General features: G+C 52.9%; 15 protein-coding genes and 2 riboswitches. Of the genes, 10 read left to right on the top strand and 5 right to left on the bottom strand.

Going from position 1 to position 13,713, the window contains the following annotated elements:
• Positions 1-17: 17 nt before the first annotated feature.
• Positions 18-1,481: a mannitol dehydrogenase family protein gene (locus GN242_RS07000; protein WP_156287121.1), complete on the top strand. Its 1,464-nt coding sequence runs from the start codon at positions 18-20 to the stop codon at positions 1,479-1,481.
• A 92-nt stretch (positions 1,482-1,573) separates the two neighbouring features.
• Positions 1,574-2,260, top strand: coding sequence for a GntR family transcriptional regulator (locus GN242_RS06995; RefSeq protein WP_154751681.1), 687 nt, complete (start codon positions 1,574-1,576; stop codon positions 2,258-2,260).
• Positions 2,261-2,389: 129 nt separating this feature from the next.
• Here GN242_RS06995 and fbaB read toward each other — a convergent pair whose 3' ends face one another.
• The 3 genes from fbaB to thiM all read right to left on the bottom strand — a co-directional run bounded on the left by fbaB (position 2,390) and on the right by thiM (position 5,176).
• Positions 2,390-3,442 carry a class I fructose-bisphosphate aldolase gene (gene fbaB, locus GN242_RS06990; protein WP_154751682.1) on the bottom strand — a complete coding sequence of 351 codons (1,053 nt, stop codon included), beginning with the start codon at positions 3,440-3,442 and terminating at the stop codon, positions 2,390-2,392.
• Positions 3,443-3,587: 145 nt separating this feature from the next.
• Positions 3,588-4,388: a bifunctional hydroxymethylpyrimidine kinase/phosphomethylpyrimidine kinase gene (thiD, locus tag GN242_RS06985; RefSeq protein WP_156287120.1), complete on the bottom strand. Its 801-nt coding sequence runs from the start codon at positions 4,386-4,388 to the stop codon at positions 3,588-3,590.
• A complete protein-coding gene (thiM, locus tag GN242_RS06980; protein WP_156287119.1) occupies positions 4,385-5,176 on the bottom strand; it encodes a hydroxyethylthiazole kinase in 792 nt (263 codons plus the stop codon). Before thiM ends, thiD begins: the two co-directional genes overlap by 4 nt.
• A gap of 34 nt (positions 5,177-5,210) precedes the next feature.
• Positions 5,211-5,313, bottom strand: a riboswitch (TPP riboswitch).
• Positions 5,314-5,724: 411 nt separating this feature from the next.
• Between thiM and GN242_RS06975 the strand changes: the two genes are divergently transcribed.
• Both GN242_RS06975 and GN242_RS06970 read left to right on the top strand, forming a co-directional pair.
• Positions 5,725-7,092, top strand: coding sequence for a PAAR domain-containing protein (locus GN242_RS06975; protein WP_156287118.1), 1,368 nt, complete (start codon positions 5,725-5,727; stop codon positions 7,090-7,092).
• A complete protein-coding gene (locus GN242_RS06970; RefSeq protein ID WP_156287117.1) occupies positions 7,073-7,495 on the top strand; it encodes a hypothetical protein in 423 nt (140 codons plus the stop codon). Before GN242_RS06975 ends, GN242_RS06970 begins: the two co-directional genes overlap by 20 nt.
• Before the next feature lie 734 nt (positions 7,496-8,229).
• Positions 8,230-8,330: riboswitch (TPP riboswitch) on the bottom strand.
• Between the two features lie 83 nt (positions 8,331-8,413).
• On the opposite strand, the gene GN242_RS06965 is transcribed toward GN242_RS06970, so the two are convergent.
• Positions 8,414-8,962: a helix-turn-helix domain-containing protein gene (locus tag GN242_RS06965; protein ID WP_154751693.1), complete on the bottom strand. Its 549-nt coding sequence runs from the start codon at positions 8,960-8,962 to the stop codon at positions 8,414-8,416.
• Positions 8,963-9,065: 103 nt separating this feature from the next.
• Between GN242_RS06965 and GN242_RS06960 the strand changes: the two genes are divergently transcribed.
• The 6 genes from GN242_RS06960 to GN242_RS06935 all read left to right on the top strand — a co-directional run bounded on the left by GN242_RS06960 (position 9,066) and on the right by GN242_RS06935 (position 12,483).
• Positions 9,066-9,728 (top strand): AzlC family ABC transporter permease, encoded by a 663-nt coding sequence (locus GN242_RS06960; RefSeq protein WP_156287116.1) that lies wholly within the window; start codon positions 9,066-9,068, stop codon positions 9,726-9,728.
• Positions 9,728-10,051 carry an AzlD domain-containing protein gene (locus tag GN242_RS06955; RefSeq protein WP_156287115.1) on the top strand — a complete coding sequence of 108 codons (324 nt, stop codon included), beginning with the start codon at positions 9,728-9,730 and terminating at the stop codon, positions 10,049-10,051. The genes GN242_RS06960 and GN242_RS06955 overlap by 1 nt, the downstream gene beginning before the upstream one ends.
• Before the next feature lie 198 nt (positions 10,052-10,249).
• Positions 10,250-10,846: an NAD(P)H:quinone oxidoreductase gene (wrbA, locus tag GN242_RS06950; protein WP_156287114.1), complete on the top strand. Its 597-nt coding sequence runs from the start codon at positions 10,250-10,252 to the stop codon at positions 10,844-10,846.
• A gap of 170 nt (positions 10,847-11,016) precedes the next feature.
• Positions 11,017-11,439, top strand: a complete 423-nt coding sequence (locus GN242_RS06945) for a GNAT family N-acetyltransferase (protein WP_154751697.1) — start codon at positions 11,017-11,019, stop codon at positions 11,437-11,439.
• 110 nt (positions 11,440-11,549) lie between these two features.
• A complete protein-coding gene (locus tag GN242_RS06940) occupies positions 11,550-12,167 on the top strand; it encodes a trimeric intracellular cation channel family protein (RefSeq protein WP_154751698.1) in 618 nt (205 codons plus the stop codon).
• A 67-nt stretch (positions 12,168-12,234) separates the two neighbouring features.
• A complete protein-coding gene (locus GN242_RS06935; RefSeq protein ID WP_154751699.1) occupies positions 12,235-12,483 on the top strand; it encodes a hypothetical protein in 249 nt (82 codons plus the stop codon).
• A 29-nt stretch (positions 12,484-12,512) separates the two neighbouring features.
• On the opposite strand, the gene apbC is transcribed toward GN242_RS06935, so the two are convergent.
• Positions 12,513-13,625, bottom strand: coding sequence for an iron-sulfur cluster carrier protein ApbC (gene apbC, locus GN242_RS06930; RefSeq protein ID WP_154751700.1), 1,113 nt, complete (start codon positions 13,623-13,625; stop codon positions 12,513-12,515).
• Positions 13,626-13,713 lie beyond the last annotated feature (88 nt).

The following is a 13,713-nucleotide window of genomic DNA, read 5'->3' as shown; positions in this document are numbered from 1 at the left end:
TCGTTTAAGGATGCGTTATGTTGTCTTTTGATAGACTGCCGCCCGACGTTCAACGCCCACAGTACAACCGCAGTGCGCTGCGTACCCGTATGGTTCATATCGGCTTTGGCGCTTTCCATCGTGCTCACCAGGCGCTCTGTAGCGACCGGCTCGCCGCCGAGCAGGGAAGCGACTGGGGCTACTGCGAAATCAATCTTAACAGCGGTGAACTGATTACTGCACTGCGCCAGCAGCAGCTCTGTTACACGGTGGCTGAAATGGCCGATGACCAGCTTAACCTGCGGGTGGTTGGCGTGGTGACCGCCGCCCTGCACGGTCAGTCTGACGGTATTGAAGCGGTACTGGAGGCGCTGTGCCAGCCCGAGGTGGCGATTGTTTCCATGACGGTAACCGAGAAAGGCTACTGCCACCTTCCGGCCAGCGGTGAACTCAACCTTGAACACCCAGCCATTCTTCACGATCTGGCTAACCCCAACGCCCCGCAGTCGCTACCGGGCATTATTCTCGCCGCTATACGCCGCCGTCGCGAACGCGGACTGGCCCCTTTCAGCGTGATGTCCTGTGATAATATGCCGGAAAATGGTCACGTTACCCGCAACGTTATTACCGCGCTGGCGCGCCAGCAGTCGCCAGAGCTGGCCGAATGGATCCAGCAGCATCTCACCTTCCCCTCAACGATGGTTGACCGCATTGTTCCGGCAATGACAGATGAAACCCATCATGCCTTAAGTGAAAAGCTGGGCTGCGACGATCCGGTCGCGGTAGCCTGTGAACCCTTCTTCCAGTGGGTGATTGAAGATAACTTTGTCAGCGGTCGCCCGGCGTGGGAACTGGCAGGGGCCGAGCTGGTGGCTGACGTATTGCCATTTGAAGAGATGAAGCTGCGCATGCTGAACGGCAGCCATTCGTTTCTGGCGTACCTCGGTAACCTCGCCGGTTATCAGCATATCAGCGACTGTATGACCGATAGCCATTTCAGGCAGGCGGCACGCCAGCTGATGCTGGAGCAGCAGGCCCCAACGCTGCGCACCACGGGCGTTGACCTTACCGCCTACGCTGACTCGCTGCTTACCCGTTACAGTAACCGTGCCATCAAACACCGCACCGCGCAGATTGCCAATGATGGCAGCCAGAAATTGCCGCAGCGCTGGCTCGACAGTATCCGCTGGCACCTCGCCCGTCAGAGCAATTTCGATCTGCTGGCACTGGGCGTTGCAGGCTGGATACGCTATGTCGGCGGCCGCGACGAACAGGGCCAGCCTATTGTTATCAACGATCCGCTGCGCGATGAGCTGGCAAAACGGGTAGCGGAAAGCGCCGAAGGGGAACCGCGCGTCAGCGCGCTGCTGGGGCTGAAACATATATTTGGCGAGGATTTAGCCAACAACGCGCAGTTTGTTCAGCAGGTTAACCATTTTTACCGCCTGCTGTTAAGCCAGGGCGCAAAAGAAACGGTGCATCAGCTGGTTGCCGGTGTTTAACTCTGGCGCGGATGCGCCTGGCTGATTAGACTGAAGGCTTTCACGCCATGTGCAGGCGGGCGGTTGCCCCGCCGTTAAAGGGAAGTTGCCGAATGCCGACCGTTTATACCATCACCGCCAGTGAACCGGTAAATCAGCAGATTTACCGTTTTTTGCGTCAGGATATTGTCACCTGCGCCATCCATCCCGGCTCCCTGCTGTCGGAAAAAGAGGTTTCCACGCGCTTTAACGTCTCACGTCAGCCGGTACGTGAAGCCTTTATTAAACTGGCAGAAGCGGGTCTGGTGCAGGTTCTTCCGCAACGCGGCACATTTGTACGAAAGATTTCCGCCCAGCGCGTGGCAGACGGTCGTTTTATTCGTGAAGCCGTGGAAGTGGCAGTAGTGCGCCGTGCCGCCGCAGAAGCGACCGCTGCCGGACTGGCAGAGCTGGAACATAATCTGCAATTACAAAAGCTGGCAGCCGATCGCCACGACAGTCAGGCATTTCTGCTGCTGGACGATGAATTTCACCGCCTGATTGCACAAAGCATAGGCTGTGAACTGGCGTGGGAGACAGTGGAAAATATTAAAGCAACGATGGATCGCGTCCGCTTTCTGACGCTAAGTAAAGTGTCACCGCCGGAAAGTCTGATTGAACAGCACCGCCAGATTTACCAGGCGCTGTGCGCTAAAGATGCCGATGCCGCAGAGCAGGCGCTGCGCCGCCATTTACAGGAGATGATTTTCTCCATCACGCCGATTGCCGAACAGAACAGCGAGTGGTTTGAAGCGCTGTAAAACCTGTTCTGCGGTAAAATTTGCTCTGTGACCAGAATGGACGCTGCCAGCGCACCGGAACCATCGCGTATATACAGTGCGTGAGGATCGGTGCACGGCAGCGTTCAAAATCGCCAGTTAAATAGCCTGTCAGGCGATAGTAACGTTTTTAGCCAGATAGACATCCTGCACCGAATTAATCAGCGCCACTCCGTCCTTCATCGATTTTTTAAAGGCTTTACGTCCTAAAATCAGCCCCATCCCACCGGCGCGCTTATTGATCACCGCCGTGCGTACAGATTCAGCGATATCGGTATCCCCTGCCGCTGCCCCGCCGGAGTTAATCATCCCGGCCCGGCCCATATAGCAGTTTGCCAGCTGGTAACGCACCAGATCGATAGGATTATCGGTAGTCAGGGTAGAGTAAACACGCTCATCGGTATGGCCGAATTTTACTGCTGTATAACCGCCGTTATTTTCTGCCATCTTCTGCTTCACAATATCGGCACCAATGGTGGCGGCAAGATGGTTTGCCTGCCCGGTAAGATCGGCACTGGCATGATAATCCACACCATCTTTTTTAAAGTCGTTATTACGCAAGTATGCCCACAGCACCGTGACCATGCCCAGCTCATGGGCGCGTTCGAAGGCTGCGGAAATCTCTTCAATCTGACGCCGTGACTGCTCGGAGCCAAAGTAGATGGTCGCGCCAACCGCCACCGCGCCCAGGTTAAACGCCTGCTCAACGCTGGCGTACAGCGTCTGATCATACTGCGTGGGATAACTCAGCGTCTCGTTATGGTTCAGCTTGACCATAAAAGGAATACGATGCGCATAACGGCGCGAGACCGAGGCGAGCACACCATAGGTGGATGCCACGCAGTTACAGCCCGCTTCAATCGCCAGCTCCACAATGTTTTTCGGATCAAAATAGAGCGGATTAGCGGCAAATGAGGCACCAGCCGAGTGCTCGACGCCCTGATCAACGGGAAGGATAGAGAGGTAACCTGTCCCGGCTAAACGTCCGGTGTTATACAGGGTTTGCATATTGCGTAAAACAGCCGGGGGACGGTTATTATCGACCATTACCCGATCCACATAGTCCGCCCCGGGAAGATAGAGGTTGTCCGCTGGAATAGTCATGCAGCGATGTTGCAAAAGAGAGTCTGCTTCTTTGCCCAATAACTGTACGATGTCCGTCATGATAACTCCTGTTAAAATGAGTGAGGATCCTCTTCAGGATCCGCTGGTCAGTTTTCTGACCCTAACAGCGTGGCCCCAAAACAGTGATTAAGGCAAATTGCTAACTCCATTTTTCACAACTAACCGCACGAAAGAGCGCTGCCTCTTACCACCACTGATGAAAATGATGTACCGGCCCGTGTCCGTGCCCTACCTCCAGCGAGTCTGCCTGCTCCAGTGCCCCCTGCAACCAGTGCCTGGCCGCCTGCATCGTACTTACCCAGTCATCATGACGCGGGCGCAGCGCCGCCAGCGCCGCCGATAGCGAACAGCCGGTGCCGTGTGTGTTGCGGGTGTTAATACGTGGAGCGGTAAAGCGCTGCTCCAGCTGCCGGGTAAACAGCCAGTCCGGGCTTTCCGAGTCGCTGAGATGGCCGCCCTTCATCAGCACCGCCTGACAGCCTGATGCCAGCAGCGCCCGCCCCTGCTCTCGCATCTCCTGCTCGTTGCGTGCCGGATCGCAGGCCAGCAGCGCAGCGGCTTCGGGCAGATTGGGCGTAATCAGGGAAGCCAGGGGTAGCAGGCGCTCACGCAGAGTGGTAACAGCCTCGGCAGAGAGCAGCGGATCGCCACTTTTTGCCAGCATAACCGTATCCAGCACCACCCAGGGCACGGAGGTCTGTTTAAGACGATCGGCCACCACCTCGACAATGGCGCTTTCAGCCAGCATACCGATCTTGATGGTATCAATACGCACATCCGACAGCACAGAATCGAGCTGTGCTGCGACAAATTCTGGTTCAATGCGATAGACCGACTGCACGCCGGTGGTATTTTGCGCCACCAGCGCCGTAATAACGCTGGTGCCATAGGCACCCAGCGCGGAGAAGGCTTTGAGGTCGGCCTGGATCCCGGCACCACCGCTTGGATCGGTTCCGGCAATAGTCATGGCGTTAATGCGTTTCATACCAGCCCCTCCGGATGCAGTTGATAGAGAGCATCGAGAAATGCGGGAATAAAGCTGCCCGTCCCCTGTGCCACCGCTGCTGCGCGCTCTCCCGCCAGCGCCACCACGCGGCAGGCACTGGCAATATGAAGCAGCCGATCGCCCGGCAGTGCAGCAAATCCAGCCACCACCGCCGACAGCGCACAACCCGTACCCACCACACGCGTCATTAGCGGTGAACCGCCGTGCACACTGATAATGCGCACGCCGTCGGTCACAAAATCGACTTCACCCGTCACCGCCACCACCGCGCCGGTTTCAGCAGCCAGCAGCAACGCCGCCTGTAATGCCGCTGTCGATGAATGCTGGCTATCCACGCCCCGCCCGCTGACCTCCAGCTTTGCCAGCGCCATAATTTCCGAGGCATTACCGCGTATAGCGGCAGGCTTGAGCGCAAGAGCCTGATGGCAGAAGGTGGTACGGAAATCCAGAGCGCCTGCCGCAACCGGATCCAATGTCCATGGACGTCCGGCTGCGTTAGCAGCCTTAATTGCTGCCAGCATTGCGCCACTGCGATCGCGCGTCAGGGTTCCGACGTTAATCAGCAGCGCATCGGCAATAGCGCTGAACTGCGCAGCTTCTTCCGCATCGATCACCATTGCCGGGGAAGCACCCAGCGCCAGCAGTACGTTGGCAGTAAAGGTCTGAACCACATCGTTGGTCATGCAGTGAATCAGGGGGGATTGTTGTTGATACTGCTTCAGAGAGTGGGCCACATCAGCATGGCTGTGGTGTTGAGGTTGGATCATATTGTCTCCCAACCGGCGATCAAGAAGGCGATGCCGGTCAGGCATCTGACTTCCCTACGCTGGCATTATCCAGTTCAGGTGTTGCGGGTTTTTCTCAGCCGTCGCTTTGGAAAGGAACGGCACCCCGAGTCATTTAGATAGAATCTCTATACTTTTTGCCAGATTAGGGGAAGTCGCTTGTGGATGCAAGCTTGCCAGCCCGGTTAAGACTTTCTCTTTTGGCAATCCCATACATAAACCAGAAGGTGTCTTTAAGTGCCTTCCGTCGAAAAATAAAACCCTTCCTGACGGTCTTCGATATTTCTGTTGTGCGTTGTTCAACATACAGGTAAAAAAATCAACGAAACGTAGATTTATTTAATCCTGATACTTGTTGCTTGTGTGAATATTATTTGTAAAATAATCACAGCTATTATCTACCAAACATGCATAGGGATTTATGCAGCAATATACCTATAAACTATCTTCCGACATGCTGGCAGCATTTGAGAAAAGGAGGCAGTGGCGGGGAATTGTTGCAGATAGTTTTTGAAATAAGGAGATTGACGATGGCATCGGTTAATAGAGGCTGCATCGTTCACGGTAGGAACGTTGGCCTTGATGGTGATAAAACCTCTACGGGTTCTGAATGCTATGCAGGCAGATCAGGCATCACCGTTATGGGTAAATTACAACTGTTTATTGGAGACAAAACGTCCCCCTGCCCTAAATGTGGGGAAATTGGGTTTATTGCTTCCGGTGATTACAGGCAATCAAACGAGGGTGTGGATGCCGCAGTAGATGGTTCCCCTATCGTTTGTAGCTGTCCGAATGGTACAAACTTCCTGATTGCACCAGACACAGTTCAGATCAATGCGCCCCCCAGAACCACATGGGCAACAACACCAACAGATCCGGAGCAGCGCGACCAAACTGCTAAGAAAAAGCGCACGGGTGTAGATGCTGGTTTCTGCCTGATTCCGCAACAATCAACCACTGACTCTTTCGAAAACACTTTGTTTGCAGGTGTTCAACCTGATGGGACGCGAGAACTTTATCGCTTACTTAACGGTACAGGTAAGGAATACAAAGCCGGTTCTATTCTGCTGATTGTTGATCCTGAAAAACAGGACAGCGAACAAATACTCCACATGCAGCAGGCAAAAGCGCGGGTTGATGCGGCCCTTGATCCGCTGACGTATGAAGAAGCTAATTTCCTGCATAAGCATTATGCAACCATTGCCAACTTTTCTAACATTGCTGATAAAGGCATTGGACTTGCAGCCGACCCGGTAGGAAAATATTTTGAGAATATCGAAAAAATTCTCAAAGAGATTCAGACAACATATAAAAATACCTACATAACGCGAGGTGCGTTAATCGGTGAACAATTTTACGTGAAACGCAGCCAGTTGTTTAAAGAGCTTGAATCAGTGCTTAAATTCGGCTTCCTGAATAAGGCTATGAAACTCGGTGAGTATACTAAATTAAAAAATGCACTCGGTTTATCAACCAGTTCGATCACGCATAAATGGAATAAGGCAGGAGTCGGCGATATAGAAGGTTACGCAACACATATCGAGCGTGCTGCTAAATATGTAAAAGCAATGCGTTATACCGGATATATTGGAATAGCGTTCAGTGCAGTTCATTCCATGAATGAAATCAATGAGGCCTGTTCGGTGGGTCGTGAGGCTGAATGTACTAAGAAGAAGTACACAGAAATAGGTAGTTTTGCATTAGGTACTAGCGTTGGTGTTGCTGGAGGAGCTTTAGCTATGCCTCTTTGCGTTGCTATCGGCGCAGGTACTGCTGGTGTTGGCGGGCTTATTTGTATCGTGATAGCCGGCACAAGTTTGGGCTATGCGGGGAGTAGCGCCGGTGGTGTATTTGGCGAATGGAGTGGAGAACAGCTGTATGATACCTTCGGTCATTGATTTTATAGTTATGCACCAAAATGAAATTGGAGTAGTATTGTGTTTATGTCTTATACTTAATGGTGTTATTTCAGTTGTTCACAACAGAGTTACGAAGGATAAGTTCATTACACTCTGCTCGCTATTTGTTGATAAATTTGGAACGGAACCAGCAGAAGTTTTAATTTATAAAAATGGAGGGTCTTTTTTTTCGTTTATGCGTGATGCGTTTTTTATCAAGGCCTTATACTTTAAGGAAAACTCATTCTATACCAGAGAAATGGATAACGAACAAATCCGCTTCATTAAAGAACTTCCCAATCAGTACACCGATTGGTTACGTATAAAAGCACGACTCTCTATTATTGGAATTGTTTTATTATTCATGATGCTATCAGTTTTTTACTTACCACCTTTCATTTAGGCTTAATACAGCATATAGCCAAACATGAAGTTTGGCCATTTACTAACGCCCAATCAATTCCATCGAGACATAATATAATGAAGATAAGACAACGCATGTAAAATAGCATTTAGTGATCCCTCAGATTTTTCGTGGTCTGCTGTAGGTACAAAGGGGTTTTCACCGAACCAGCCATCACAGAAAAAAACTGCTGGCTTGCTCACGTAGATCCGCAAACACTTTGCCTGGCTTAGTCATGTTCGTACCTGCCACTTCTGAAAATCCGCTCTTTCCACTAAATATTAACGTAATTCCCCCCCATCCGATTATCTTCGGATGGATAAAGACCCGTCAGGTAATATTGTGCGTTTTCACCAGCCCTCCCTCGGCTATCAGGAAGTAGTGACGCTGGCTGCCTACATCAGATTTTATCTGTGACTTTTCCAGCTTTTCGAGCTCACCTCTTATGGCTCCTTTATATACCAATAAAAACATTATCCATTTTTACCACTTGTCAGACTGCTTAGTGCATTACGGACGGAAAAAATAGAGTCAACTTCATGAGCAAGGCTTCGCCATAACTATCAGTAAGGAGTGATTTTTTATACATCCTGCCATATGAAAGCCAGACCTGTAGAGAGTAATTACCGTTTGGTTGAAACGTGTATGGAAGAGTTTTGTGCCCCATAAATACACCCTTTTTGTACCTCAAGTGCATTACGTACCGACAAAAAGAGAGTCAATGTCATGATCAGTAGGCCGAATTTCGGCCCCTACGCTGGCATTATCCAGTTCAGATTATGCGGGTTTTTCTCAGCCGTCGCTTTGGAAAGGAACGGCACCCCGAGTCATTAACAACTTAATTTAATGTGCTCAGTCACGCACTCAGAGATGGACAGAATAAGGGAGAAGCAGCGTCCTTGCATACCCGCTACCCCTCTATCCCTGCTCCGACACCAGCAGCGCCAGCGTGTCCGGTTCCAGCGCCTTAAAGATATGTTCGCGGTCGCCGGGATAGCAGATGTAATCTCCAGGCTCCAGAGTTTCCGGGGCATCCTTAAGTCCTACCAGGGCGCGCCCCTGCGTCACGATAATATGCTCCACCGAGCCAACAAGGTGGGGCTGCGACAGACGATCTGCGCCGGGTTGTGCCATCAGCAAATAGATATCGCGCCGCGCTCCGGGCGGGCAGCTGGCCAGTAAGATCGCCTGATAGTTGGCCTCTCCGGCCACCACTTTCATCCCTTCGCCACGCCGTATTACCTGAGTTTGATGACTCACAGGTTCCAGCAGTTTCGCAAACGGAATATTCAGCGCAACGCAGAGCGCCCACAGCGTTTCCAGGCTGGGATTACCATTCCCGGCTTCCAGCTGCGACAGCGTCGATTTCGCAATATTCGCCCTCCTGGCGACTTCGGCCAGCGACAGGCCAGCCAGCGTACGCTCCCGGATTAAACTTTGTGCAATTATCGCAATGGGCTGTGTCATTTCTCACCTTACCGTTCGATAAAACGAACAAAACGTTCGTATTGACCTTATTTTAAACTACGTTCATTATAATGGAAATTTCGTTCGTTATGGTAAAAGCCTTATGTTCAGCGCTCATTTTTCATCGCTTAGTCGGGACACGCGTAAAGCCATTTATCTGATTTGCCTGGCGGTTGGCGTGGTGGGGATCTCCTACGGTTCACTGGCTACCGCCTATGGTTTCCCGCTATGGGTGCCGCTGTTCTCCAGTCTGTTTGTTCTGGCTGGCGCCTCCGAGTTTATGTTTATTGCCATTGTCGCCGGAGGGGGTAACCCGCTGGCCGCTGCGGTGGCCGGACTGCTGGTGAATGCGCGCCACTTCCCCTTTGGTATCGCCGTACGGGATCTGGTCGGTTCACGTCTCTCCGCACTGCTGGGATGCCATATCATGAACGACGAAAGCGTGGTGTTTGGCCTGTCGCAGTCCACGCAGCAGCAGCGCAAGGCTGCCTTCTGGCTGTGTGGCCTCGGCGTAGCCGTTATCTGGCCCGTGGGCGCAGTGCTGGGCAGTGTCATCGGTAAGTTTCTGCCGGACACACAGATGATTGGCCTCGATGCGGTATTTCCCGCCATCATCATGGCGCTGGTGCTTCCCGCGCTGAAATCCCGCGTTACGCTGACGCGAGCTTCCTGCGGCGCGGCGCTGTCGCTGCTGGCCGTGCCCTTTACACCCGTTGGCTTGCCGGTCTTGCTTTCACTGGCGGGTCTGCTGGCGAGGAGAAAATAATGGCTGACAATATGTTGATTATCGGCGGCATCGCACTGCTGGCTGGCGGAACATGGTTGATGCGTTTTGCCGGGGCCACCCTGGGCAACCGGATGCCGCTGTCGGAAAACACACGCAAACTATTGTCCGATGCGGCGACCACGCTGCTGTTCGCGGTGGCGCTTGGCAATATGTTTTACGAAGGTACGCACTTTGCCGGCATGGCGCGGGTAACCGGTGTGGCAGTTGCCATGCTGCTGGCGTGGCGTAAAGTCCCCCTGATTGTGGTAATCATTGCCGCAGCAGCAGTGACCGCCCTGTTGCGCTATATCGGCATCAGCTAAGAGATTGAGATGATGCCTGATGCCTCAGAGCGATCGGAGGTCGAAAGATGCTCTATTTGTACCGGGGATACGGCATAACGCGCTGGCGGAGCTAGACTTACCATCAGTCGTCACCTGCATAAAGAGATGCGAACAAATCTCATCCTTAAGTATTCCCTGTCACCAGAACGCATTATCCATCTCAATGAGGAAAATAGAATGTCTAAGATTTTAGTCCTTTATCACTCAATGTATGGGCATATTGAAACGCTGGCCTACCAGGTGGCCGAAGGCGCGGGTAGCGTCACGGGTGCAGAAGTATTCGTCAAGCGCGTCCCGGAAACGATGAACAGCGAGACGTTTAAACAGTACGGCGGCAAAACCGATCAGAAAGCAGAAGTTGCCAGCCCGACGGAACTTGCCGACTACGATGCGATCATCATTGGCACCCCAACCCGCTTCGGTAATATGTCGGGCCAGATGCGTAACTTCCTTGATCAGACCGGTGGTCTGTGGGCAAAGGGCGCGCTGGTAGGGAAAGTCGCCAGCGTCTTCACCTCTACCGGTACGGGCGGCGGGCAGGAGATGACCATTACCTCCACCTGGACCACCCTGGCGCACCACGGGATGATTATTGTTCCTATCGGTTACAGCACCCCAGAGCTGTTTGATATTTCCGAAGTGCGGGGCGGAACGCCTTATGGTGCCTCAACGCTGGCGGGCGGAGATGGTTCTCGTCAGCCAACTGCACACGAGCTGGCCATCGCAAAGCATCAGGGGAAATATGTGGCTGAAATTGCGCTTAAGATGAAGTAACCGCCTGAAGTAATTATAAAAGAGATGACAGCCTCATCTCTTTTTTTCATCTTGAAAAACAGTTCGCGCTATCTTTACGTTCCAGCTGCGGCGTTTGGCTGTTACCCGTGCGCTTTTGCGATAAACTCTGCGCCATTGCCACCCGGCGTATTTTTTGCAGGAGTTTCACGATGATAATCCGTCCTTTTACTGAAGCTGACCGGCCGTTTCTACGCACGCTGTTTCTTGCCTCACGCAAAGCCAACTGGACATGGCTGGACGACAGCCAGTGGCAGCTGGAAGATTTCGACCAGGTGACGCTGGGCGAGCGGGTGCTGGTGGCCGAGGAAGACGGTCACCGCGTTGGATTCGCCGCCGTGCTGCAAAACGATAACTTCCTGCACAGTCTGTTTATCGATCCGGCCTGGCAGGGCAGCGGCGCAGGCAGCGCGCTCCTTCAGGCAGTGCAGAAAACCTTCACCTCTACCGGTGCCCTTAAGTGCCTTGCCGAAAACGTGCAGGCGCAGAGCTTCTATAAAAAACATGGCTGGCGTGTGGTAGCAGACGGGGAGAGTGAACAGGGCGAGTATTTGCTGATGCATTACGTGCTGTAATTCTGATGACCACACTCTCTGCTCAAGACGATTACGCGTATTAAGGGCTATCTGTAGCCCTTTAAAGATGCGCTGGAAAATCATTTTTCACGCTCACCAGGGTTTGTGACATGTTGAATGTTTTCCATATTGTTGATTTGGTCGGGACGCTGGCCTTTGCCCTAAGCGGTGCCACCGCTGGGGTACGCGAAGATTATGATATTTTCGGTGTATTTGTACTGACAGCGGCAACGGCTGTTGGCGGCGGCGTGATCCGCGATATCTGCATTGCCAGCCTTCCTCCTGCCGGGCTTGTCAGTTCGGCCTATCTGTTGATTATTATTGCAGCGATGATTTGCGTAGCCTTTTTTCAGCGTCTGATCCTCTCTTTCGAGAAAGCCACGCTGTTCTTCGATGCACTTGGTCTGGGCTTTTTCGCCGCCTACGGCGCGAATAAAACCTGGGAGCACACGCAAAATATTGAACTCTCTCTGTTACTTGGCTGTATCAGTGCCGTAGGCGGCGGTAGCCTGCGCGATCTGCTAACCGGTAAACCCCCTGCCATCTTCAGCCAGGATATATACGCCAGCGCAGCGCTGGTAGGTGCCGCAATTCAACTGACAGGATCCGCCGGAATAATCCCGCAATTCTGGAGTGCCTGGTGCGCTATTATCGGCTGTACGCTGCTGCGGCTGATTTCACTAAGATATAAAATCGGCTTGCCCTCGATTAAGCACAACGGCTTATAATACCGTCATACTTTAAGCCTGCACCCCGAGTAATTTCGGGTATAAAATTAAAAGATGGACATATTCGATGACAAGCAGACCCCCTCACGAACAGGCTGGCGTAAGTTTGCGTGCGTACGACATGCTGCAATACCTCAACCGTATCGCCCGTGGCGATCGCGCATTTACCATTCAGGACATCCTGCTTAATCATCGTTGTAACGTCACACCGGATAATGACTTCACGTTGATTAACCAGCTGTTTGACGCCGGTAAAATCGATTTCGACTATTCAATGGTGGATGGGTTTCAACAGCGCCACGTCAGACCGGCGTAATGGCCGCCGCCGGATGGCGGCGGGGTAAATCAGACGGCGCGGAAGGCGATATCTTCCGGAATAACTTCACCCTGCCAGTACAGCTGTGCGGCCACCTGCGTCGCAAGCTGACGGTAAAGCGCGGTGAATTCACTCTCAGGACGACGGATAACCGTCGGCTCGCCATTATCCAGATCTTCACGCAGGCTGATATGCAGCGGCAGCTGGCTCAACAGGCGAGTATGATACTGCTCCGCCAGTTTTTCCGCGCCACCCGTGCCAAAAATAGCTTCATGATGACCACACTGGCTGCAAATATGCATGCTCATATTTTCCACCACGCCCAGCACCGGAACATTCACTTTTTCAAACATCACAATGCCTTTGCGTGCATCAATCAGCGCAATATCCTGCGGCGTGGTCACGACCACCGCTCCGGTAACCGGCACGTTTTGCGCCAGCGTAAGCTGGATATCGCCGGTTCCTGGCGGCATATCCAGCACCAGATAGTCCAGCTCCGGCCATAATGTCTCGTTCAGCAGCTGCATCAGCGCCTTACTCGCCATCGGCCCGCGCCACACCATGGCGTTATCTTCGGTCACCAGATAGCCAATGGAGTTGGTCGCCAGGCCGTGTGCCATAATCGGCGCCATATGGGTACCATCAGGCGAAGTCGGACGCTGATCCTCGGTGCCGAGCATATCGGGGATTGAGGGGCCATAAATATCCGCATCCAGCAGGCCGACCTTCGCTCCTTCAGCCGCGAGCGCCAGCGCCAGATTCACCGCCGTTGTCGATTTGCCCACCCCGCCCTTGCCCGAGCTGACGGCAATAATATTCTTCACGCCGTTAACGCCTGGACGATTCTTCACCCGTTGCAGCGTCGCCACGTTCAGCGTTAAACGCCAGGAGATCGCTACCGCCCCGGTGAGACGCAGCAGTTCAGCACTCACCGCCTCTTTTAACGCCTCAAACGGCCCCTGCCAGACAAACGGCATCGTCAGTTCGATATGCAGGGTATTATCCAGCAACGCACAGTGGCGCAGCGCCTTCAGTGCCGTAAGATTGTGTTGCAGTGTGGGATGTTCAAAGGTGGTCAGCACGCCCATGACGATAGCGCGCAGCGCTTCAGGGGAGTGTGCTCCCTGGGATTGTGAATTCATCTGGTTTCCTTGATACTGTGCTTCTGGATCGATGCAATAAGCATATCAGATCTGCTCATGGCTGACTCAGCTGGTGGGGAAAAACCAC

Origin of the sequence: Erwinia sorbitola (genome assembly GCF_009738185.1) — a bacterium.
Taxonomy (GTDB): Bacteria; Pseudomonadota; Gammaproteobacteria; order Enterobacterales; family Enterobacteriaceae; genus Erwinia; species Erwinia sorbitola.
This window is presented reverse-complemented; position numbering and strand designations above follow the sequence as displayed.